We start from the raw sequence: 23,379 nt of genomic DNA, 5'->3' as shown, positions 1-23,379 counted from the left end.
CTACTGCACAAGCAAGCCCTAATAGATTTCGAATTCGTTCAATTGCAGACGGTAGCTGTTGCTGTCATTCGGATTCGAGCGCAGGCTCGTCGCCTCCAGCTTCACATAACGCGCGGATGCGGCAGTGAACGAGAAGCTTTGGACGGCGTCGCTCGGCTTGGCATAACCTGTGCGGGTTACAACCGTCGTCCAATTCACATTGTCGGTCGAAATCTGAATGGTAAAGTCGACAGGGAAGCCATAACCTGTGTTAACGCCGTCATTCCGCGGATACAGATCAACTTTCGACACCGTTTTGCTAGCGCCCAAATCCAACTTGACATACTCCGTATGATTTGTTGTCAACGAATTTTGACTGGTGTAACCGCTGGACCCGGTTACCGTATTCAACTGCCCGTCATTCAGGCGGCTGAGTCCCCAATCGCTGCTTTCGCCCGAGCTTGATGCGGATCGACTTACGCCGAATGCCCGATTTTCAAGTCTGCGGATATACTCTTTGGTCATATTCCAATACATGAAATTATCGATGACGCCATTCTTGTTGTACCATTTCTCAGTCGTTCCCGTTACGTTAGAAGTGTCCGTCGCCGCGATCGGATTATCTTCCCTGTATTCGTTATACGAACTGATGACGACGACCTCGGGACGCGGATTTTTCGTCATCACTTTATCCCAGGATTTCTTGGAATAATAATCTCCGTTCTCGCGCGAGATCGGCGTGAATCCTGGATAATGATTGTCTACGCCCGGCATGACATTCATCGCATGATCGTCAAGGATCGCTCCGGAAGCTGGCGTAAACCATCCATAGTAGCCCGCCGACGCTGGACCTTCCGCATAACGTACAGTAAATTTATTGGAATTCGTCTTATCCCCGGTCCAGTTCTCCCATGCAACATGATCGGCATTGCTGCAATACAGTACCAAGAGAGGCTTCCCATTCTCGTAATAGAAGTTGTTCGTTCCGCCGTTCACTGTGTTGACAAAACGGTCCCACACTTCCCCGGCTTCAAACTCCACCGATTTAGGCGTATGCGTGAACTGCACGACACCGACCGCAAGCGCATATTTGACTTTACGGTTGCTCGGGTTGCTGTTCCAGTTACGGATTCGAGATGCGGCCGTTTGCTGTCGCTCGTAAATATAGGCATCGTCTGCATACAGTCCGTTGGTCGCATCGAATAGCAGGAAATCGATTTTGGCATCTGCGAAGTTTTGCAAATGCTCGTCAATGACCGCGGTATTATTACTATCGTAGGTTTGATAGGAACCGAGCGTGTACGGTACATACTTGATCCCCCAAGCATCCCAACTATTATGCAGATTCAACTTCGCATACCGATAAGGCTCGACTTTCCATGTCCCCGTGCTTTCAATGAAGGCCACCGATGCTTTCCAACCATAAGGATCGCCCGTCACGTTTGCTTGGAACGTCTTCGTCGCTCCATAACCTAGACCGCTATTCATGATGAGCTCCCCGTTCCAGGTGCCGGGGAAGTCTCTGCTATACGTTCTGCCGTACCAATCGCCGCTTTTGCCGTCTGAATTGCGATCCGAATTATAGAAGGCGAACATATCCGCATATCCATCGCCATTTGCGTCTTCCGCCAATTGATTTTGCGAGTTTGCGGCAAATCCGTTGGCCCACTGCGTATAGGACTGAAACACAGTCCCGCTAGAAAGCGCGCTATACCAACTCCCGGCGGCATTGAAGAAAACGATCGCATCCGCTTTGCCATCCGCGTTAACATCGCCCATCAGTTGATTGCTTGAGCCGACGCCATGTCCGTTGGCCCATTGCGTATACGCGTTAAATGACGAACCTGTGGAAGTAGACGCATACCAACTGCCGGCGGAGCTGAAAAACACGATCGCATCGGCTTTGCCGTCTCCGTTGACATCCGCCATGAACTGCTTGGCGGAACCGATGCCATGCCCGCTAATCCAAGTGCTCGGCGCATTAAATCCGGTTCCGTTCGAGAGCGCGACGCTCCATGCTCCGGTAGAACCGGTGTACGCAATGGCATCGAGTTTGCCATCGCCGTTAGCATCCGCTAGAAATTGCTCGCTTGAGCCGGTTCCATGCCCCGTTCTCCAAGTCGAAAAGTAATCGAAGCCATTTCCGTTAGATAGCTCTACATACCATGTCCCCGAGCTTGCAACGAAAACGACTGCGTCAGCCTTGCCGTCTCCATTGACATCTCCGAGAAACTGGTTCGTACTGCCGATGCCAAAACCTGTGGCCCATGTTGAAGCAACATTCGGTTTTTTGGCATACCATGAGCTGTACCACAATCCGACAGTCGGCCTACCGTCAGCGCCATCAGCATGCACTACACTGCTTGAAAGCGCCAACATAACGATGCACAAAGCAATCACTAACCTTCTCATCATCCTGCCTCCTCGTTTCGATTTTTTACTTACATTTTCAGCGCGCCCTGCGTCATTCCCTGAATGAAGTACTTCATCCCGAACGAGAAGATGACCAGCAATGGAACGGAGGAAATGGCATACGCGGCAAACAATATCCCCTTGTCCGCAACGCCGAATTGATTCTGGAACTGCGTCAGTCCGACCGAGATCATCTGAATGCTGCTATCGCGCAACGTCAAGAGCGGCCAAATATAATCGTTATAGATGCCGACAGACTGCATAATCAGGATGGTAGCAAGAATCGGCAGCGTGAGCGGAATAACGATGCGGATAAATACCGTCAGCTCTTTGGCCCCGTCGATGCGCGCCGCCTCGAACAGTTCCCCCGGCAACCCGCTCATGAAGCTGCGGCACAGGAACGTTCCGAATATTTGTCCCCCCGCAGCGCTTGCCACGATGATGACCCATGGCGTATTGGTCAGTCCGATCTGCGAATAGAGTACATAGGAAGGAATCAGCGTCAGAATGCCCGGGATCATCAAGAGCGCCAGCATCATGACAAACAATAATTCCTTGCCGGGAAACGACTTCTTGGCAAAAACGTATCCGTTAACCGCCGATAAGAGAATCACGCATGCGCTTCCGGATATCGCATAGATGACTGTGTTCACGATATAGCGCCAGATGCTATGGAACGCTTCCTGATAGTTTTCCCACTGCGGCGGAACGGGCAGCGACCAGAAATTGCCCAATATTTGCGCGTTATTCTTTAACGAGCTGATGATCATAAATACAATCGGCAATACGGTCAGCAGTACGAGCAGGCAGAGCGCAGCAATGACGAGGGCTTGCCTCGAAGCCAGCTTAATCGAATGTATATTGCTCAAGGTAGTCCCTCCTCCTACTCCTCCGCAGTTTTGAACAGCTTCATATTCAGAATCGTAATGATCATAATGGCGACGAACATGACGACGCCGAGCGCGGAAGCATAACCCAAATCGTTAAATTTGGTCGCCGCATAATACATTTGGAGCGCGGGGACATAGGTAGAAGACATCGGCCCCCCTGCCGTGACGATGAGAATGCTGCCAAAGTCTTGAATCGTGCCGATCAACGTCAATATGACAAGCAATTTGAATTGACCCTTTAGAAGCGGCAAGTGTATAGAGCGAATGATGCGGGCCAAGCTTGCGCCATCGATTCTCGCCGATTCCGTCAGCTCCTCGGGTATCGCTAGTAGGCCGGCATAGAACACGAGCAATTGCAGAATACCGATAAAAGGGAAACCGATGAATATAATCGCCCATATGGCCGTCTTCGGATCGGCGAGCCACTCATGCGCCCATGAACCGAGTCCGATGGCCTCCAGAAATGCGTTAATCGCCCCCATGTTCGGATCGTAGAGGTTCTGCCAGATCAACAATGCGGCTACGCCCGGCAGAATCATCGCCGACACGAATGCCGTTCGGAACCCGTATTGTAGCCGCTTGCCGCGCAAGTGATAGATTAACTCTGCGGTAATTAACGGCGGAATGATCGCTTTCATCAGCCCGGTAACTATTAATAACAATAAATTGCCGAGCCCCTTGGATACATAGGGATCATGAACAACACGTTTGAAATTGTCTAGGCCAACATAGGTTGTGCGGCCGCCCGGATGCCAATCGTACAGCGAGTGATACAGCCCCGAGAAGGCAGGAAAGTATAGAAACAACAATAACAGTCCGAAGCCTGGAACCAGTGCCAAATAAATAAAACGGGATTTCCAGATGGCGCGGAATACATGAAGTTGATCTCTCTTTTTCATTCGGTAAAGCATCAATAGCATCAAAATAACGATAACGACCGCTGCGATTGTCCACCAGATCAGCTTAAGCGCGGCTTGGCGCTTCGCGTCCCTTAGCACGCTGCCTACGTCATACGGAGTAACGACGCCCGCATCGGTGCCGCTGTACAACGTTGCCGATTCCGGACTAAACGCTACTTGACGAACGGTCGTGCCTGCATTTTGCTCCCACAACTTATCTCCCGCGCTTGAAAACACATACACGAATTCCTTAAGATCGGAGACAGCGACGTAATTTCCGTCTGCGGACAACGCAACGGAAGTCGGATTGTCCTTCACCTTAAAGGAGGCTAGCGGCTTCCCATCCGAATCGAACAATTCGACTCGACCGCCTATGCTGCCGATCGCTGTTGTGCCCTTATCGGATACTGCCATTGCCTGAATAGGACCTGCTACACCGACTTTATGCAAGATTTGACCGTTGCGATCGAGCAAATACATATATTGATCGCTGGCTCCCACTGCTGTCCAATCTCCATTATCGGATACTTTAATCGTCTTGGAGGTCGTTCCGGTATCCGCTGTTCCCATGATCTGACCATTAGAGACATCCACGTAAGTGAGCGAAGCGTCTGCCTGCAAAATGACAGCTACGAGCTTTCCGTCGCTTGATGCTGAGATATCCTTCACCCTCGTCTTCATATCTGCATCCCACAGCAACTTCCCGTCATGGCTATACGCATATAAATGACGGTCATCCGAGGCGACTAACAACGTGCCGTTCGACAGCATATCCACGCCTGTCACTTTGTTCCGTGCTTTAAAGTGAAATAGCGGTTCTCCACTCTGATCGAATAGGGCGGCGGCTCCGTTATTACCGCCGACAGCGACTTGCATGCCATCCGGCGATACGGCAATGGAAGTTACACTTGTTTGTTTATCAACCGTCCATGTCGAATCTGCGGCGGCGCTGACAGATGAGGCTTGCAGCATGAATACCCATACAAGGATGATGACGATCGTTCTTATCATGCTTTCCCTCCTGTGCTACAAACGAAGACTCCGCATGGGGGCGTGTCTGCAAACCCACTCATGCGGAAGTCTTCGCGATCCGATGTTTGTCTGCTTATTTGCGTTCAGGCGGTCTAACATCAGGATGATCGAGATCGGACAACTCTTTTTTCCGCTCCTTCAACATCGGTTCGAAGTTTTTGTCGACGTTATCTTGCAGTGCTTGCAAGTACTGTTCCGTCGTAATTTTGTCGCCCAAATACTTCTGAATCGATACGATCATGTCTTGAACAGACGGCTGGTAATCCCACAACCCGCGCGGAAGAACGCCTGCTGCTGTCGGACCGTTCTGGAAATGACCGATCGGTTCGACGCTTGCGAATACTTTCTGCATCTCTTCCGGCAGTTGAACGTCTCTCAGCATCGGAGGACCGGCCAAGGAAGCGTCGGTGCTGTTCTGAATGGCTTCCAAATAAACTTTATAGCCTTCCGGACTCGTCAAATACATCATAAAGTCGATATCAAGGTCCGTCTGGGCGGCATCCTTCTGCACGAGGCCCCAATATCCGATCGGGATTTGAACCGAGCGGGCAGGCGCCATCACTTCCGGTCCTTCTATCGAAGGCATATTAAAGAATCCGAATTCGAAAGGCTTGACGCCGCCGGCTGCTCCCGTCTTCTTCGCGTCTTTGAAATCTTTAGGCAGCTGCCAGTACAGGTCAGGGAAAGCGAGAGTCGCTGCCGCTTTCCCCGTCAGGAACAACGTGTATGCTTGATCGTCGCTAAGACCTAAGAAACCTTTCGGCGTAAATTTCAACAATGCTTTCAGATGTTCAATGTACTCTTTCCATTTCGGGTTTCCTGCGATCTTGTAAGGACCTTCTTTATCCTTAATCGCTTTCAAAGCGCGCAAGTCATTGGATGTCGTCTTCTGATTCGAATCGTTATACGGATCCGTAGGATCGTATTTCCACGCATCGTCGATTTTCGGGAAATACGTGTAGTCATTGCTTTGCGAGCGGTAAATGTTAACGGAATCGCGCATATATTGATCCGCATAAATCCCCTCCAGCCAGCCGACGCGTCCTGTCCAGAAGGAATTGGCGCCTCCGCCAAGAGCGAGTCCTGCATAACCTGCATCCGTTACCTTCTTCATGTCTGCGAGCAATTCATCGAATGTCTTCGGCGGATCGGTAATGCCTGCCTTCGCGAATATTTCCTTGTTATACACCCACACAACCTGAATCGATTCGAAGCTCAGATCGTACAAATGGTCTTCCGCGCTAATGGCGTCCAGATTAATATTCATCGCCGGCAGATTAAAGCTTTCTTTCCACTTCTTCGATGTGTACGGATTGTCTTTCTCGAAATACGGATAATAATCGACAAACTTGCCAGCTGCTTTCAAATCCGCAACTTCATTGTTGACGACCAAGTCCACTTCCGGCGTTCCAGCCGCGAATTGCGCCGTCAGCCAATCTCTATACCCTTCGGCCGGCTTATTATCTACAATCACCTTTACGCCCGGATGCTTCTTCATGTAAGCCTCTCCAACCGCGCCCCATACTTTATTCGACAAATTGGCGAGAGAAATTCTGATCGTACCGCTCAATTCCGGGGCCGGGGCTGCAGTTGACGCTTCCGGCGAAGCGGAGGGGCTGCTGCTTGCCGTCGACGGCGGCGGCGGGGAGCTGTTCTCGGGACTATTCTCAGCATTTTTATTGCCGCTGCATCCCGCTAGCTGGGTCAATACGAGCGCTGTGCACAACGATAAAACGGTCATTTTTCTTTTTCCTTTGATACGCAATACATTCACCCCTTATTTGATTGTAAAGCGCGGAAGTTACAGCCTTGTCAGCGGTTGCTCTTCCGTTCTGCCTTCATTGTAAGCGGCAACATCCCCTTTGTATTTACCACATATCCGTAACTGTTCAGTTGTTAAAACGTAAGCAATCCGTGCTGTAGCGCAGTCGCGTTTATACAAAAGTGAAATGCTTGTAACCGAATACAAAGCTTGTTATCGTAAGGTTGCAGCCGATTGCGAAAGGGAGTTGAACCGATGGTTAACCTGCTAATAGTCGACGATGAGGAAACGACGCGCAACAGCTTGATGGAGCTCGTTCCGTGGTCAGAATGGGGCATCGAGCAAGTTCGCGCAGCGGAGAACGGCGTGGCGGCGCTGGCGCTGGCCGAGAAGTTCAGGCCTACGATCCTGCTGACCGATATCCGCATGCCGAAGATGAACGGCATCGAGCTGGCGCAGCGCATCCGCAGCCTGTACCCAACATGCGAAATCGTGTTTCTCAGCGGCTTCTCCGACAAAGCTTACCTGAAATCGGCCATTCATGTGCAAGCCGCCGATTATTTGGATAAGCCCGTCAACATGGAGCAACTGCGCGACTTGTTCGTCAATGTTGTGCAGAAGCGGCTCGACCTCTCCAACCGGAAGGAGAGCGTCCATTACCGGCGCGAAGAAATAATTGTCGATCTGATCTGCAAGGAGACGGACATCTCCGTCTGGCTCGAGCGCGCCGAGCCGACCGTCCTGCCGTTACTTCGCGAGGATGTGTATCGCGTTTATACGATCGTATTGAACTGGTCGCCCGCCGTCGCCGAGCATGAGAAGACACTGATGAAGTTGATCATGCTGAACGCGGTGGACCGGGCGCATGCGTCCGCGGATGTACGTCATATCGCCGGATTTATGGGCAGCGACTGTCTGACGGTTATCACCGGAGCGCAGGTATCCGGGCCGCTGCAGGCGAAGGCGGCGGCCGAGCGCATGCTTGTTCAATTGCAGGAGGCGTTTCCGGACGCCTATACGCTGTCTGTCGGCTGCAGCTCCGCGACGGAACGCGGGGACGCGTTCGCGGAACTAAATAAGTCGGCGCTCGAAGCGGCCAGCAGGCAGTTCTATGCCGGCACGAACCGGATTTTTGTCCCGCCGCTGGCCGCTCCGACAGGTTACGACATCGACAAAGCCGAATACGCCCGGTTCAAAAAACAGCTGCGGAGCGACTCGCCGGAACGCGTGACAGCGTACGTCCGGCAGTTGACCGCAGACATCAGACGGACAGAGGATCCGGATACGAGCAAGATCAGAAACGTTTATTTCAACTTCATGCGTGCACTGTTCGAAGCGACAATGCAGTGGGATATTGCCGATGCGACTGACGACAGCGGCGGAACCTATATGTGGCGGGAAATCAACACGCGGATTACGCTGGACGAGCTGGCGCAGCTGCTGCTCACGCATATCGAAATGACGATGCAGAAGCCGGAGGGCAAGTCCGGCTCCCTGGAAAAAATCGACGAGGTCAAAAAATATATTGCCAGCCATTACGAGAGCAATCAGTTGTCGATCCAAACGATTGCGGCGCATACGCATTTGAGCCAGACGTACCTATGCGCCCTGTTCAAAAAAACGACAGGCCGCACGCTTGGCGAATATATAACCGAGCTGCGAATCGAGAAGGCCAAAGAGCTCCTTCGCGACCGGCAGAAGAAGCTATACGAAGTTACGACCGACATCGGGCTTACGGATACGAACTACTTCTCGACCATGTTCAAAAAATATACGGGCTGCACGCCTTCCGAATACAGGGTGAAGCATCAGTATGACTAAACTATTCGGCTTTTACCGCGACTTGCGCCTTCACTACAAGCTGTTCCTCCAATATTTGCTGCTGCTGGCCCTTTCGTTCACATTGTTTATTTTCGTCGATTACCGGATGACCTCGAAGGATCTCGAAGCGCAAGCGCGCTATTCCTCACGACAAGCATTCGAGCAAAGCCGATCCTTCATGGAGTACAAACTGTACATCGCCAAAAACTTCCTGAACATACTGGCCTCCAACGAGAAAATTCAGGACATTCTTCATCGGGACTCGGCGTATTACGCGAACAATTACGGCTTATGGAACTTCGACGTCGAAGATATTCGCAAGCAAATTTATTTCACGAAGCCGAGCGAAGATATTCTCCAAACAAACCTGTATACGTCGCAAGCCGTCGCCGCTAATAACGAGACGGACGACGTCATGAAAATAAGCCGCCTCGCCGGGGCTTCCTGGTACAAGAACCTGAGACAAAACCGGTCGACATTCGCCATTTTTCCGAACGAAATCAAAACCGGCGCCCTGTTGTCGGATACGAAGCGCACCGTTGCCATTGCCAGAAACATCTACGACAGAGAAAGCCTGCAAAGCGTCATTGGCGTGTTCACTATCGATGTACCGGAAAGCATCTTCGCTTCGATTCTCGACGGTGTCGCCATTACGAAGGAGACAGCCGTGTTTCTCGTCGACCCTCGCGGAGAGGTCATTGTCCGTTCGGCGGGGGCGAATGCGAGCGGCTTGTCGTTCCGTACGGATATTTTGCAGCAATACACGTCGACGCAGTTGAAATCGGGGATATGGGAGAAACGATTTTTCGGGCAAGCAGAATTTCTGGTCGGCGCGCAGACGGTTGCGGACACCGACTGGTATTTGATCGGTCTTACGCCTTATAAGGAAATTTTGGGATCGCAAAAAAAAGCGGTGGAACGGATGCTGGCCATTACGTTTGTTATTGCGCTGTTTCTGCTGCCGCTCGCGTTCGTCGCAGCGGCGTCGAGCACACGCAGAATGCGCAGCTTGATCGTTCAAATGAAGAGCATACGGCAGGGCGATTTCAACATTCAGATCACACATGAGGGAAAGGACGAAATCGGCGAACTGTCGCGCAACTTCAAATCGATGATCACCAAAGTGACGCAGCTGCTCGACGAGAAATACGCGCTCGGCCAAGAAGTGAAATCGATGGAGCTCAAAGCGCTGCAAGCCCAGATCAATCCGCATTTTTTGTACAACACGCTTGATCTCATCTACTGGAAGGCGATGCGCATTCAGGAGCAGGGCATCTACGATCTCGTACAGTCGTTGTCGAAGTTTTACAAGCTGAGCTTAAGCAAAGGGGAGGACCTCGTCACGCTGCACAATGAAATCGAACATATTAAGGCGTACGTTGCGATACAGAACGCGCGGTTCAGCAACGGCATTACGCTGCTCGTCGACGTTCCCGAAGCGCTGCATGAATGTCCAATGCCGAAAATAACGCTGCAGCCGCTTGTCGAGAACGCGATTATTCACGGTATCCTTGAGACGGAAAACGGAACGGGAACGATCCGGATCGGCGCCGAAGAAGCAGATGGGAAGCTCGTCGTTACCGTCTCAGATGATGGGGTCGGTATTTCCAACGAAAATCTGGACAACATTTTCGATGTGAATAAAACAAATGCATTCCGCGGGTACGGCGCAAATAACATCAACAAGCGGATCAAGCTGCTTTACGGGGAAGATTACGGGCTGACCTACAGACGCAACGCGGGTCCGGGCGTGACGGTGTCGGTTTCATTGCCCTTGCATTCCATAAGATAAAAAAGAGATCGTAAATTTGTCTTGTAGCGACGGATGTTGCAAGCGCTTTATTATGAAAGCGCACACATAAATGCCATATGCAAGAGGTGAAGCAATGAAAGAGGTCCACAAACGCAGCGGTTTCCTGTACGAGTTGGCCAAAAACCGGATTTTATATTTGATGTTCCTGCCCGTCGGCCTTTATTTCCTTGTTCTCGCGTACCTTCCGATGCCGGGTATTATTATCGCGTTCAAAGAGTACTCCTATAGCGGCGGCATCTTCGGAAGCAAGTGGAACGGCTGGATCAACTTCAGATTTTTCGTCGAATCCGGAAAACTTTGGACTGTTACAACAAATACGATTTTGTACAATCTGGTGTTCCTGACGGTCAGCACGGTGCTATCGGTGCTCGTCGCCGTTCTGATCGCGGAAATGGCCGGCAAATATTTCAAAAAGACAGCACAGACGTTTATGTTCTTGCCGTACTTCATTTCATGGGTGACGGTGTCGGCGTTCGTCTACAACATCTTCAACTATGATTACGGCGCGTTGAACAGGTGGCTCAAAGCGCTCGGCGCGCAGCCGATCGACATCTACTCCAATCCGAACATTTGGCTGCTGCTGCTTCCGCTGTTCTATGTCTGGAAGGGGATCGGATTTTCCAGCATCCTGTACTTGTCGGCGATTATGGGCGCCGATCAGGAAAGCTACGAATCGGCCAAGATCGACGGCGCGAACATTTTCCAACGCATCCTGTACATTACGCTTCCGATGCTGAAGCCGACAATCATCACACTTGTGCTGCTCGGCTTGTCCCGTATTATGCGCGGCGAATTCGATATGTTCTACCAACTGATCGGCGACAACGGACTGCTGGCCGACAAGACGGACATTATCGACACGTTCGTATTCCGCTCACTCGTGTTCGCGAACGATTTCGGCATGGCCTCCGCTGGCGGCGTCTACCAGTCCGTTCTGAGCTTTCTAATCATCTATACGGTCAACTGGCTCGTCAAAAAAGGAAATAGCGACTATGCACTTTACTAGAATCGCGGTTCGCGAGGGGAGAGGCGGATTAGCCGCATGAGAACAGGAAAAGACGTTATCGTGTTTAACCTATTCGCTTTCGTTATCGTCGGATTTGTCGGCTTGGCTGCGGTGCTGCCGTTCATCATGCTACTCGTAGGTTCGTTCCAAGACGAAAGCACGATTTTGCAGGATGGCTATTCGCTGCTGCCGCGAACGTTCGATCTTAGCGCGTACAAGTTCATTTTTTTGCAGCCTGACAAAATCATACACAGCTACTTGGTTACGATGTTCGTTACGGTCGTCGGAACTGCGGTTGCCCTTTTCTTCTCCTCGATGACCGCTTATGTGCTATCGCGGAAAGATGTGAAATACCGTAACGCGATGGCGTTCTACTTGTTTTTCACGACTCTTTTCAGCGGAGGACTAGTTCCATTCTACCTGCTCATGTCCAACTACTTAATGTTGCGCAATACGTTGATGATATTGGTACTGAACGGGATGTTTAACGTCATCTACATTTTAATCCTGCGGACATATATCGTGAACAGTATCCCGGATTCGATCTCCGAATCAGCCAAAATCGACGGCGCCAACGATTTATACATTTTCGTCAAAGTCGTGTTCCCGCTTCTCAAGCCAGCTCTCGCTTCCATCGGTCTGTTTATCGCGCTTGGCTATTGGAACGACTGGTACACGGCGACGCTGTTCGTCACCAAAGAAAACCTGTTCCCGCTCCAGTATACGCTGTACAGAATTCTTAGCTCCACGACATTCGCCAAACAGATGCTGCAAAACAACGGCGCGGCTTCCGTGATCGAATTGCCGCAGCAGACGGTTAAGCTCGCGCTTACTGTCGTAGCGACGGGCCCGATTGTGTTCGCTTACCCGTTCGTGCAGAAATATTTTGTCGCCGGTATGACGATCGGTGCGGTCAAAGGTTAATTCCGCCGCAAGGCGGTTTAACATAGTTACAATACAAAACGGGAGGTTAATCGAAACATGCGCAAATGGAATAGAAAGGCGTCATGGGGCATTGTCTACATGATTTGTATGATTCTTATTTTGTCTGCCTGCTCGAGCAAAAACAATAATACGAACGCCGCTTCGCCGTCCGGCGATTCGAGCGCTCCGCCCTCAAGCGCTCAGGCATCGTCGAAATCGCCGCCCGCGTCGGAGTCGGCGAAAGCGCAGCTTGACAAAGTAACGTTAAAGTTCGTTCTGCTCGGCGAGCCGCCTAAAGATAATGACGCTGTTATGGCCGAAGTGAACAAAAAGCTGGAAGCGGACATCAACGCAACGATCGAACTGACGTACATTCCGTTCGCCGACATGCAGACGAAATATCCGCTCGTACTCGCTTCGCCGCAAGACTGGGACGTCATTTACGGCAACGTCAACTATCCCTCGAACGCTGCTAAAGGCGGTTATCACGAAATTACGCTGGACGATGTCAATAAATTCATGCCACTTTCCGCCAAGGCGACGTCCGAAGGGCAATGGGCTGACGCGCGCGTGAACGGCAAAATTTATATGATTCCGCAGACATTTAAGGAGCTTGACGTTGGCACGGGCTTCTACCGAGAAGATTTGCGCAAAAAGTACAATGTGCCGGAAATGAAAACATTTAAGGATCTCGGAGCTTACTTCCAGGCGCTGAAGGACAACGAGAAGGGAATGCTGCCGATCGACGGAGCGGCAAGCGACGTTCAAGGCATCTTCGCCGCATTGCTGCAAAACTACGTCCAGAAAGAAAACACGTTCCTGATCGGGTTCTATCCGGATGATACTGCTTATTCGATTACCGGCTTGCTCGATGATTCGTTCAAAGCGAAATTTATCGATGCCGCCAAAACGATGAAAGAATGGGCCGACAAAGGACTGTTACCCAAAAATGCGTTCGCGCAAAAAACGAGCGGAGCCGACCTAGGCAAAGAAGGGAAATCGGGCTACTGGGCGAACGCCTTCGAAAATTACGTGCAGTACAGCGCCGACATGGCCGCCAAAGGCTGGGAATTAGGCGCCATCCCTAATATTACGGCAAGCGGCTTCGTCATGACCCGTCCGGCAACAGGCAACGGTTTCGCGATCTCGCCGCAATCGAAAAACTACGAACGCGCGTTGATGGCCCTCGACCTGCTGCACCAAGACAAGTCGTACAACATGCTGCTCGCATTCGGCATCGAAGGCAAAAACTATACGATCAACGCCGACGGTAAACTCGTCGTCACCCAAGCCGATCCGAATCCATATCCGATGTACGGCGCAGGCTGGTGGTCGAACAACCGCGACCAATGGCCCCCGCTCGAAAACTATACGCAAGCTTATATCGACATGAAAAACGCGCTATTGGCCAAAGCGCAGCCGAGCCTGCTCAACGGCTTTAACATCGACACGACGAGCTTCAAGTCCGAGCTTGCGCTCATTAGCAACATCGACAAACAGTATATGCAGCCGATTCAGATGGGCCTTGTTAAAGACGTAGATGCCGCCGTCGAAGATCTGCTCTCCCGCTACAAAAAAGCCGGCGCGGAAAAAATCGTCGAAGAGGTCAAAAAACAGGTCGCAGCGTTCGTTGCTTCGAAACAATCCCAGTAAGTTTTATCCGTGCAATACTTTATCTACGTACAACGAAACGTCCGAGACGAAGCCTATCGTCTCGGACGTTTCATCAATCGGGAAAGAATGACGACTTTTTTCGACGGGTATCCCTTATCCCAGCGGATACAAAAAGGAGGCATTCATGATGAAACGAATATCAACCGGTTTGCGCGGAATCATCATCGCCCTGGCTCATCTCGTCGCATTTCCGACTAACGTATTTGCCGCCGTAACGGGGACGACGTCGGCTGGCTGGAACGTATACGACCCGTCAACGGGCGGAGCGTACCGCTATGGACCGTCGATGATTCTGAACGCGGACAACAGCATCGACATGTGGACATGCTCGCCGGGCGCTTCCGGTGCGTGGGATTACATCCGTTACAAGCATTCTCCCGACAACGGCGCGACGTGGGGCGCCGAATCGATCGCCCTGCAGCCGACGCCCGGCGCGAGAGACGCCTATTCGGTGTGCGATCCGGGCGTCGTCAAATTCGGAGGCTATTATTTCATGGGCTACACCTCGACGGAAAACAGCAACGGCACCGACAACGACGTCTATGTCGCCCGCGCTACCAGCGCGGCCGGACCATGGGCCAAGTGGAACGGAAGCGGCTGGGGTGGCGCGAATCCGCAGCCATTCATCGCGTTCGACGACCCGAATATCGATACGTATGGTGCCGGCGAGCCAAGTTTCGTCGTTAAGGATTCGACTCTCTATATTTACTACACTTGGTGGAGTCGAGATCCGGCAACGGGTAAACCAATCAATCAGACGCGGGTGCGGACAGCCTCGACTTCGAATCCCAACTGGCCCGGCAGCACGACGTATCAGGGAGTTGCGATCAACCGCGACATCGATGGGGACGATTCGACAGACCACAAATATGTGCCTTCGATGAACAAGTTTATCGCGATCGGCACCGCCAGACGGTTCAGTCCGTTCGCGTATATCAAGCTATACGAATCGACTGACGGTATCAGCTACAAGCCGGCCACGCTGCCGAAAAGCTTTATCAACGTCGCGGCTCACAATGCCGGCATCACCGGCAACGAGCTTGGGCAATTCGACACGACGAAGAGCAACCGCATCGCCTACGCTTACGGTACGAAGTGGGCCTATTGGTACACGGCGATGAATCCGATCATGCTGACCGACTCAAATTTGCCGGCTGTGCCGATCGTCAAAGCGGCCATCGCAGGCAACGGCCAGGCGACGCTGCATTTCCGCACATCCGGTGTGGCGGGCGAAACGTACAACGTGAAATACGGCACGTCCAGCGGCTCGTATACAACGACGTTGTCCGGCATTACCTCCAGCCCGTATACGGTGACAGGACTTACGAACGGCACGGCATACTATTTTACCGTCGTCGCCACCAATGCAGCCGGGGATAGCGGCAATTCCCCGCAGGTGAGCGTCATGCCGCTTAACCTGACGGCTAGCCCGCGCGCCGGCGTCTCCGCATCTTCCCAGTTGAGCGGATGGGAGGCATCCAAGGCGGTCGACGCGGATGTGAACACGACCTGGTCGAGCATTGGCCATACTGACAGCAAAAGCACGGAGTGGATTACCGTGGACACGGGCGGCAACCGGATGGTCAAGCGGGTGACGCTGACGCCGCGGCAACCAAACGAATTTTCGTTCCCAGGCAAATTCATCATTCAAGTGAGCACGGACAACAGCACGTGGATCGACGCCGATTATGACATCCGCCAGTATAGGATCGAGTCGCCGACACAGATGGTGTATGATTTTAACGAGCCGCTGAACGGCCGCTATGTCAGAATTTACGCGACCGAGCTCGGCCATGACGAGAACCAGCCGTGGATCTATCGCTTACAGCTTGGCGATGTGAAAATAGAAGATATCCCTTACAGTGTCAGTCAATCGTCCATGACTTCGGGATGGGAAGGTTACAAAGTTCTGGATGACAATCCGGACACTGCGTGGTCTAGCATCGGTCATGCATCGGCAGCCTCTACTGAATGGGTGGCGATAGATACGGGGGCTGTGAACAGCTTCGACGCAATTAAAGTCACGCCGCGCGCTCTTAACGGATATGGCTTTCCGGTCGATTTCAAATTCCAGAGCAGCAACAACGGCACCACTTGGACGGACATAACCGGAGCCGCTTATACAGCCTATCCGAATCCCGGAACCGCTACCCAAACTTTCAAATTCGACAGCACCGTGAACGCCCGTTATATCCGGATATATGCGACCAAGCTGAGCGCGGACCAATACGGCAATTACTATATGCAGATCGCCGACGTGAAGCCGGACATGACGCCGAAGCGAACCGCCTCCGTATCTTCGTCGATCGCAGGATGGGAGGCGGCCAAAGTAGCCGACGGGCAGAACAACACCTACTGGTCCAGTAACGCTCATGGCTCCGCCTCCAGCACCGAGTGGGTGTCGATCGACATGGGCAGCGTGCAAAACTGGAGCGGATTACGTGTAAGGCCGCGGCCCGACTACTGTTTTCCCGTCAACTTTAAGCTGCAGTCGAGCACCGACGGCGTGAATTGGACTGACATTAGCGGTCATACTTATGTCGATTATTACAATCCGGGAAGCACGACGCAGGTGTTTCCGTTTAGCGGCCTTGTGTCGGCGCGGTATTTCCGGCTCTACGCAACCAAGCTGAGCGCCGATCAATTCGGCAATTATTATATACAGCTGGGAGAAATGGTTGCCGATCATTAAATCGCCCAAAATTGCTGTAAAGCTCAAAAGGGCAGTCCCGAGGGCCGCAAATGCGACGCTTGGAGCTGCCCTTTTTCTAGTTCGCGTCAAACCCTTACAGCGCCGATACCTTCACGTTGTCGATAATGCCTTCCTCGACAGCGGTGTCGACGCGGAAGCCAATGTTGCCGCGCGAGAACGTCGTATCGGTTGTCGTGTCGACCAACGTACCGTTAACGTACGTCTTGATCGTGGAGCCGACCGCTTCGATCTTGACATTGTAAGCGGTGTTGGCGACGAAGCCGGCATTCACTTCCTTGATCAGCGTCCATACGCCGTTCACTTTCTTATGCGGGCGCAGCTTGCCTGCGGCTGTTACTTGCCACATGTAGAAGTTGTTATCATCCGTGCTCCGGAACACTAGGCCGACCGCGCTTTTCGTGATCTTGACGTCGGATTCGAACGCGTAGTTCGTCCAATCATAGCCGCCTTTCGCGTTGCGGATGCGTTCGTTGGCGGTGACACGGAATTCGCCGTTTTGAATTGCGCTGCTATCCGTGTATACCCACTTGCTCAAGTCGCCGCTGAAATCGTCGGAGAACAAGCCGGTCGTAGCGGTTTCCGACGTGTTGTGGTACAGCTGGATTTCGGCGAACTGCATGCGATAGTTGTTGCTTTCGTTCGGATTCGCGCGCAGGCTCGTGCCGTTCACCCTGACATAACGCGCTGCTTGTCTGCCGAACGTAAAGGTTTGAACGGCGCCGCCCGGATTGGCGTAACCGGTGCGCGTAACGACAGGCGTCCAGTTCGTATTGTCGGAGGAGACTTGTACTTGGAAGTCGACGGGGAAGCCGTAACCCGCATTAACGGCGTCATTACGCGGAAACATGCGGATTTCGTTGACGACGTTCAACCCGCCCAAGTCGATCGTAACCCACTCCGTATGGTTCGTCGCCAAGCTGTTGGAGCTCGACCAACCCGCGGAGCCGGTAACCGTACCCGTTTGTCCGTCAACCAACGCTGATTTGGACCAACCATACGCCTCGACCGAGCTAGAGGACGATACGCTGCGGTTCAACGCCAGATTGTACTCGGGATCGAAGCCTGCCGGTAACGCATACAGTCTGCCTTCGCCCGGAGCGAAATTCGAGGAAATCGTGCCTGTAGTTGCGTTATAGTTCGTAGCCACTCCCAGTCCCGTTGATTTGGAAACTTCAGTTACAGTGGATGGCTTCGGATTCACGTTAAAAGACAGCGTAAGCGTATCCGTCAACGTTCTGTTGACGACCATCACGTAGTGTCTGCCGTTCGAATGTTTGAAATGCGAGATCATGACATTGGCGCTCGCGTCCGCCGGCTTCCAGAAGAAATTGTTCGGAATCGGCACAGTACCGCTCGCCATAACGCCGTTGTGGTAGACGCTTTGGGAGGTCAGCTTGACGAGCGTCGGCCCGAGCTTCTCGATTTCTCCGTTAATCGTCTGAACCGGTACATACAAATCCGTCTTGTTGCCGTTCGGGTCGATAATGGCGTTGGTGAACGGCTCAGAGCGTCCCGTCGGGGTCCACCACGTGAACCAGTACAGCTCCTTGATGCCGTAAGCGACATTCGTATAAGCGTTATATCTCAGTTCGTTGGCGTTCGGCCGCCGCAGCGAGTTCGGGATCCCTACCGATTGCAGGTAGGAACCCGTGTGCACGTTATATTTTAAGCCGGCATGCCGAATGTACTCCAGGTTCTGAAAATAATCAGCGCCGAACGACCCGGCTGCAGCTTTCCAAGGATAGTTATCGAATGCCAGCGTCTTCAGATTGGAGGCGCCTACCGTTTCAACCCACTGGTTCAAGTATGCCGGATAATCCGCGAAGCCGAAGTAGGTCGGCAGCATGTTGACGTAAGGCTCCGAACTAGGATGGTTATACAAGAAGCGGTTATATGCCCGGGCGAATCCGGCGAACTGCGAAGGCACAGGCTCGTCCTTGACATAATAGCCGTGAGTAGCCGAGTGGCTCTTATAATCATTAGCAATTGCATCGATCTGCGCGTTCGTGGCGCTGTCGAGCGCCGTACTTCGGGAATCCGCCACGGAAACCGCGATGCCTCTCGTGCTTGCGAGATTCAGCATATTGACGTTCTCGGCGACCGTATCCAAGTCCGTAGAATCCACGTTGTGGATGAGATTAATGTGCGCATCACGGATATAGTCGAACTGGGTCGCATTGGAATAAGCGCTGGCCGGCGGCCAGAAAATACCGATTTGAAAGTCCTCAGCAGCCGCGCTTGCATTGGACGGTTTGACGAACACGAACGACGACGCCAATAAACTTACGGCTAACAACGATTTGAATTGTTTTCTCATCACGGACTCCTCCCTTGACTGATTTGGGACATGCTTCATGCAGGCTGACCATGAAGCCGATCTACCTCTTATAAATCTCAAAGCTATACAAGGAATACCCCCAGGCTGTGCCTCTTTCAATCCCGTACATTCTGACATACCTGGCATTGGTGTCCTTCAGACGAATGACGTCCAGCCCGCCGTCTCCGGATGCGTTCTGGTATACATCTGTCCATGTCGAAGCGTTGTTGGACACTTGAATTTTGTAGCTTTTGCCGTAAGCCGTCTCCCAGAGCAGTCTGACTTCGTTAAAGCTTTGCGCCGAGCCCAGGTCGACATAGATCCATTGCGGATCAACGCCATTTAGACTTGCCCACCTGGTCGTCGCGTTGCCGTCGGTTGCATTGTTCGCCACGAGACCGCTGTCAACGCCCGAAGCGGTTGCAGGCTTGGAGAGCGCCATATTGGCCGGTGTCGGGTTATCGCTGTATACGCCGAATTCATAAAGCGAATATCCGTATGCCGTTCCCCGGGCCGTCCCGAGCATACGTACGTATCTGGCGCTCGTATTGGCGAATGCGATATCGTCAATGCCGCCGTCGCCGCTCGTCGTCGCATACACGTCGGTCCAATTCACTTCGTCGGTCGACACCTGGATTTTGTACGATTTGCCATATGCCGTTTCCCAATGGAGCTGAACCCGGTTAATTGTCGTCGTTTGCCCCAGATCGATGCTGACCCATTGCGGATCGACGCCTTCCGCGCTCGACCATCTTGTCATCGCGTTGCCGTCCAATACTTTGTCAGCGCTATTCCCTGGGGGAAATACAGAGGACGCCTTCGCTGTCTTGTTCAGCGCGTAATTGTCTTCCATCGGCGGATCGTAATACACGCCCAATTCCCACAGCGAATATCCATATAACGTCGCTCTTTGCGTACCATAAACCCGCACATACCTTGCCGTTGTCGTAGGCACGACCACTTCATCGATGCCGCCGTCTCCCGAAGCTGTCGAGTAGATCGTTTTCCAGTTCGTCGCATCGTCAGACACCGCTATCGTATAGGCCGAGGCGTATGCGACTTCCCAGTTCAGCTTGATGCGGTTAAAGCTGGATCGCGCCCCCAGGTCTACGTAGATCCATTGCGGATCAACCCCTTCGGCGCTTGCCCACCTCGTTTGCGCCGATCCGTCGACTGCCGCCATGCCGGGATAGTTGCCGTTTACCGTCGACGAGACGGTTACCGGACGCGTCAATGCCAGATTGACGGACGGATCGTTGCCGAGCGTCGTCAGACCGGGCGCTTGACCGGCTAACGCGGTGCGGTTAATAAACGCGGGATACCCTTCGGGAGAACGCGGTCCGCCCCAAGTGAATTCGGCCACCATCTTGATCGGAGGAGCGATCACCTTGTCGATCTCAAGCTCCGTAAAGCCTTTGTTTAAGGAGATGTCGTTCCAGTTGTTGAATTTCGCTCCCAGAATATGCGGATCGTTGGGCAAAAGCTGGTTGGACGTGCCGAAGGCATCAAACATACTCAGCTGCCAGTTCGGATACATATTGACGTTGTTCGGCTGCCACTCCGTCCCCGGTACGCTGTACAGGTTCGCGGCCGAAGAGTTGATGATGGAGAAGCCGCGCTGCGATACGGATTGAATATTTGTGGCCAGCCAAGCGTCATAGACGATATCCGTATCGATCGGAATGTTGCCGGGAAGCGTATCGAACCAGGCCCATACGCGCGTATGCTTCCCTTTGTTTTTCAGATAGGCATTATAATCATTGATGAACTTGCGATACAGTTCCCCTGCGGTCGAATAGCCTTTCGATAACGCGTAATTATGCGTGCGCTGATCCGAGTCCACATTCGCGTCTCCATATGGGAACCCCCTGGCATCGTTCGGCGTTTCATCCGCTCCAATGTGGAAATCCGGCGCCTCGAACAGCGGCACAAATTCGTCGAGCAAATTGTTCACGAATGTAAAAGTTGCCGGAAGCGACAAGTCGATCACATTGCTCCAGGTTTGATTTTTGATCGCAGGGTTATAAGTCGTCATGGATAGAGCGTGGCCAGGCAGGTCAATTTCCGGCGTGATCGTGACATGGTATTTGCGTCCTGCATCCTGTATGGCGGCAATATCGGCATGACTGTAGCTTTGTGCAGCAGCCAAGCCCGGATAGGTCGTGCTTTGCAGACGGAACGCGCTATCGTCGGAGAAATGAATGTGAAGATCGTTGATCTTGTGGAAGGAAAGGAATTTAATATAGTCCTTAATAAAATCGACGGTGAAGTACTTGCGCGCAACGTCCAGCATAAACGCGCGTTCTGGATAAGCCGGATAGTCCCGGGCCGTCCCCAGCGGCATGCTGATCTTGCCGGGGCTTTGATTCAGCAATTGCAGCGCGGTTCGCGTGCCGTAGAAGACGCCTTTGACGGTGTTCGCTTTAATGGTTGTGTACCCGGCGACCTGCAAAATATAGCCTTCATCCCCGATTCCCGTATCGGAATTGTTTATGGTCAGGAATAAGTCCCCCGCTTGAGGAGTCGTCGTGTTTACAATGGTAAGCGAACGGCCGTTCAGCGCCAGCACATCATCGCGGAACGTCTGAGCCGTATCCGTTAACGCAGCAATGTAGGCGCTGTCAATTGCAATACGGGAACCGGTTACAAGACTGAAAATCCCTGTGGAGCTCGCCCATTCCCGCAAGCTGGGCACAACGTTGGGCGCTTCTCCTAACGTGTAAATCTCGGATACGTAATCATAGCCTTGCAGCCCTGTCGTACTGCCTTGATAATAGGCGGTCGAAGGATGCGTGCTGGATGCATACGCCCATACGCCGACGCTCTCCGTCGCTCCGTTAAGCACCCATAAATACGAACCGGCCGGCAAATTGGCGAAGTTCAGCGTCAACCATGAATTATCGGTAAAGTTCGTATACGTTTGGGTGGCGATCGGCGTTCCGGCAACCGCCGTCGCGTAATCGGAGCGCCATTTGTAAAGGCTTAACGTCAGATTGCCAATGTTGTTCGAGTAACTCGGACACAACACCTTAAGCGAATTGAACGTTTGATCGGCGTTAAACTGTTCGCCTCGCGACTGACCTGATCCGATGGCCATCGCGGTGAACGTGCCGTCGTTGGAGTAGAGCTTGCTCCACCCTGCTTGCCCTGCGGCGCTGCCGGTATTCGGGAACCAGAACAGAAGGCCCGTTAACAACAGAGCTGCCACAACGAGCAGCCGGAACGAGCCAGACGCCTTGGATACCCTGGATAACTTTCCCGTCGCATAACCTACCGAATACGCTTCCATCATCTTCCTCCTCTGTGATCGATTTTAATTGCGTGGGGTAGTTCCCATCATAACAAATGACAGAATATTTTAATTTATCAGATTTATCATTCTTTGTTCTTTCCAATTGCCTGAATTGAAGGCATTGTCCAGGGGAGTTTTATATTAAAGTGAACAAACAATTGCCAACAATTGCTGAAAAGCTCAAGAGGGCAGTCCCGAGGGCCGCAAATGCGACGCTTGGAACTGCCCTTTTTCTAGTTCTCGTCAATCCTTACAGCGCAGTCACTTTAACATTGTCGATAATGCCTTCCTCGACAGAGGTGTCGACGCGGAAGCCGATGTTGCCGCGCGAGAACGTCGTATCGGTCGTCGTGTCGACCAACGTACCGTTGACGTACGTCTTGATCGTAGAACCGTTCGCTTCGATCTTGACGTTGTAAGCCGTGTTGGCGACGAAACCGGCATTCACTTCCTTGATCAGCGTCCATACGCCGTTCACTTTCTTGTGCGGGCGCAGCTTGCCCGCAGCCGTAACTTGCCACATGTAGAAGTTGTTATCGTCCGCGCTGCGGAAGACGAGGCCGACCGCGCTCTTCGTGATCTTGACGTCGGACTCGAACGCGTAGTTCGTCCAATCATAGCCGCCTTGCGCGTTGCGGATCCTTTCGTTGGCGGTTACACGGAACTCGCCATTCTGAATGGCGCTGCTGTCCGTGTATACCCACTTGCTCAAGTCTCCGCTGAAATCGTCGGAGAACAAGCCGGTCGTAGCCGTTTCCGACGTGTTGTGGTACAGCTGGATTTCGGCGAACTGCATGCGATATCTGTTGCCGTCGTTCGGATTCGCGCGGAGGCTCGTTCCGTTT

13 protein-coding genes are annotated in these 23,379 nt (G+C 52.5%); 6 read left to right on the top strand and 7 right to left on the bottom strand.

Features of this window, described 5'->3' with window-relative positions; all coding sequences use genetic code 11:
- Positions 1–18 precede the first annotated feature (18 nt).
- From ACFPOF_RS11305 to ACFPOF_RS11290, 4 genes are all read right to left on the bottom strand, one after another.
- Positions 19–2,391: an FG-GAP-like repeat-containing protein gene (locus ACFPOF_RS11305; protein WP_378132558.1), complete on the bottom strand. Its 2,373-nt coding sequence runs from the start codon at positions 2,389–2,391 to the stop codon at positions 19–21.
- A 29-nt stretch (positions 2,392–2,420) separates the two neighbouring features.
- On the bottom strand, positions 2,421–3,260 hold the full coding sequence (locus tag ACFPOF_RS11300; RefSeq protein WP_378132556.1) for a carbohydrate ABC transporter permease: 840 nt from the start codon (positions 3,258–3,260) through the stop codon (positions 2,421–2,423).
- Positions 3,261–3,274: 14 nt separating this feature from the next.
- A complete protein-coding gene (locus tag ACFPOF_RS11295) occupies positions 3,275–5,191 on the bottom strand; it encodes a DUF5711 family protein (protein WP_378132554.1) in 1,917 nt (638 codons plus the stop codon).
- Positions 5,192–5,285: 94 nt separating this feature from the next.
- Positions 5,286–6,953 (bottom strand): ABC transporter substrate-binding protein, encoded by a 1,668-nt coding sequence (locus tag ACFPOF_RS11290; RefSeq protein WP_378132552.1) that lies wholly within the window; start codon positions 6,951–6,953, stop codon positions 5,286–5,288.
- Positions 6,954–7,229: 276 nt separating this feature from the next.
- Here ACFPOF_RS11290 and ACFPOF_RS11285 point away from each other — a divergent pair, with 276 nt between their 5' ends.
- From ACFPOF_RS11285 to ACFPOF_RS11260, 6 genes are all read left to right on the top strand, one after another.
- Positions 7,230–8,795, top strand: a complete 1,566-nt coding sequence (locus tag ACFPOF_RS11285; protein WP_378132550.1) for a response regulator transcription factor — start codon at positions 7,230–7,232, stop codon at positions 8,793–8,795.
- Positions 8,788–10,587 carry a cache domain-containing sensor histidine kinase gene (locus tag ACFPOF_RS11280; RefSeq protein WP_378132548.1) on the top strand — a complete coding sequence of 600 codons (1,800 nt, stop codon included), beginning with the start codon at positions 8,788–8,790 and terminating at the stop codon, positions 10,585–10,587. The genes ACFPOF_RS11285 and ACFPOF_RS11280 overlap by 8 nt, the downstream gene beginning before the upstream one ends.
- A gap of 94 nt (positions 10,588–10,681) precedes the next feature.
- Positions 10,682–11,614: an ABC transporter permease gene (locus ACFPOF_RS11275; protein WP_378132547.1), complete on the top strand. Its 933-nt coding sequence runs from the start codon at positions 10,682–10,684 to the stop codon at positions 11,612–11,614.
- 36 nt (positions 11,615–11,650) lie between these two features.
- The gene (locus ACFPOF_RS11270) at positions 11,651–12,538 is read left to right on the top strand and encodes a carbohydrate ABC transporter permease (protein WP_378132545.1); all 888 of its coding nucleotides are present in this window, start codon (positions 11,651–11,653) and stop codon (positions 12,536–12,538) included.
- A 57-nt stretch (positions 12,539–12,595) separates the two neighbouring features.
- Positions 12,596–14,191 carry an ABC transporter substrate-binding protein gene (locus ACFPOF_RS11265; protein WP_378132543.1) on the top strand — a complete coding sequence of 532 codons (1,596 nt, stop codon included), beginning with the start codon at positions 12,596–12,598 and terminating at the stop codon, positions 14,189–14,191.
- A gap of 145 nt (positions 14,192–14,336) precedes the next feature.
- Positions 14,337–16,904 carry a discoidin domain-containing protein gene (locus ACFPOF_RS11260; protein ID WP_378132542.1) on the top strand — a complete coding sequence of 856 codons (2,568 nt, stop codon included), beginning with the start codon at positions 14,337–14,339 and terminating at the stop codon, positions 16,902–16,904.
- Between the two features lie 94 nt (positions 16,905–16,998).
- Here the strand turns inward: ACFPOF_RS11260 and ACFPOF_RS11255 are convergent, their stop codons facing one another.
- The 3 genes from ACFPOF_RS11255 to ACFPOF_RS11245 form a co-directional block, all read right to left on the bottom strand.
- Complete coding sequence (locus tag ACFPOF_RS11255; RefSeq protein ID WP_378132540.1) at positions 16,999–19,242, bottom strand: discoidin domain-containing protein; 2,244 nt, start codon at positions 19,240–19,242, stop codon at positions 16,999–17,001.
- 61 nt (positions 19,243–19,303) lie between these two features.
- Positions 19,304–22,534, bottom strand: a complete 3,231-nt coding sequence (locus ACFPOF_RS11250; RefSeq protein WP_378132538.1) for a discoidin domain-containing protein — start codon at positions 22,532–22,534, stop codon at positions 19,304–19,306.
- 250 nt (positions 22,535–22,784) lie between these two features.
- A partial coding sequence (locus tag ACFPOF_RS11245; RefSeq protein ID WP_378132537.1) for a 3-keto-alpha-glucoside-1,2-lyase-like domain-containing protein occupies positions 22,785–23,379 on the bottom strand: 595 nt, incomplete at its 5' end.

Origin of the sequence: Cohnella soli, assembly GCF_042655525.1 — a bacterium.
Lineage (GTDB): Bacteria > Bacillota > Bacilli > Paenibacillales > Paenibacillaceae > Cohnella > Cohnella soli.
The sequence above is the reverse complement of the archived record's forward strand: the minus strand, read 5'-3'. Positions and strand labels throughout refer to the sequence as shown.

What these genes read in the sequence shown, in the direction of transcription:
- ACFPOF_RS11280 (WP_378132548.1), top strand. Translation starts at nt 8,788, where the DNA reads ATGACTAAACTATTCGGCTTTTACCGCGACTTGCGCCTTCACTACAAG.
- ACFPOF_RS11290 (WP_378132552.1), bottom strand. Translation starts at nt 6,953, where the DNA reads ATGACCGTTTTATCGTTGTGCACAGCGCTCGTATTGACCCAGCTAGCG.
- ACFPOF_RS11255 (WP_378132540.1), bottom strand. Translation starts at nt 19,242, where the DNA reads ATGAGAAAACAATTCAAATCGTTGTTAGCCGTAAGTTTATTGGCGTCG.
- ACFPOF_RS11270 (WP_378132545.1), top strand. Translation starts at nt 11,651, where the DNA reads ATGAGAACAGGAAAAGACGTTATCGTGTTTAACCTATTCGCTTTCGTT.
- ACFPOF_RS11275 (WP_378132547.1), top strand. Translation starts at nt 10,682, where the DNA reads ATGAAAGAGGTCCACAAACGCAGCGGTTTCCTGTACGAGTTGGCCAAA.
- ACFPOF_RS11295 (WP_378132554.1), bottom strand. Translation starts at nt 5,191, where the DNA reads ATGATAAGAACGATCGTCATCATCCTTGTATGGGTATTCATGCTGCAA.
- ACFPOF_RS11250 (WP_378132538.1), bottom strand. Translation starts at nt 22,534, where the DNA reads ATGATGGAAGCGTATTCGGTAGGTTATGCGACGGGAAAGTTATCCAGG.
- ACFPOF_RS11260 (WP_378132542.1), top strand. Translation starts at nt 14,337, where the DNA reads ATGATGAAACGAATATCAACCGGTTTGCGCGGAATCATCATCGCCCTG.
- ACFPOF_RS11305 (WP_378132558.1), bottom strand. Translation starts at nt 2,391, where the DNA reads ATGAGAAGGTTAGTGATTGCTTTGTGCATCGTTATGTTGGCGCTTTCA.
- ACFPOF_RS11285 (WP_378132550.1), top strand. Translation starts at nt 7,230, where the DNA reads ATGGTTAACCTGCTAATAGTCGACGATGAGGAAACGACGCGCAACAGC.
- ACFPOF_RS11265 (WP_378132543.1), top strand. Translation starts at nt 12,596, where the DNA reads ATGCGCAAATGGAATAGAAAGGCGTCATGGGGCATTGTCTACATGATT.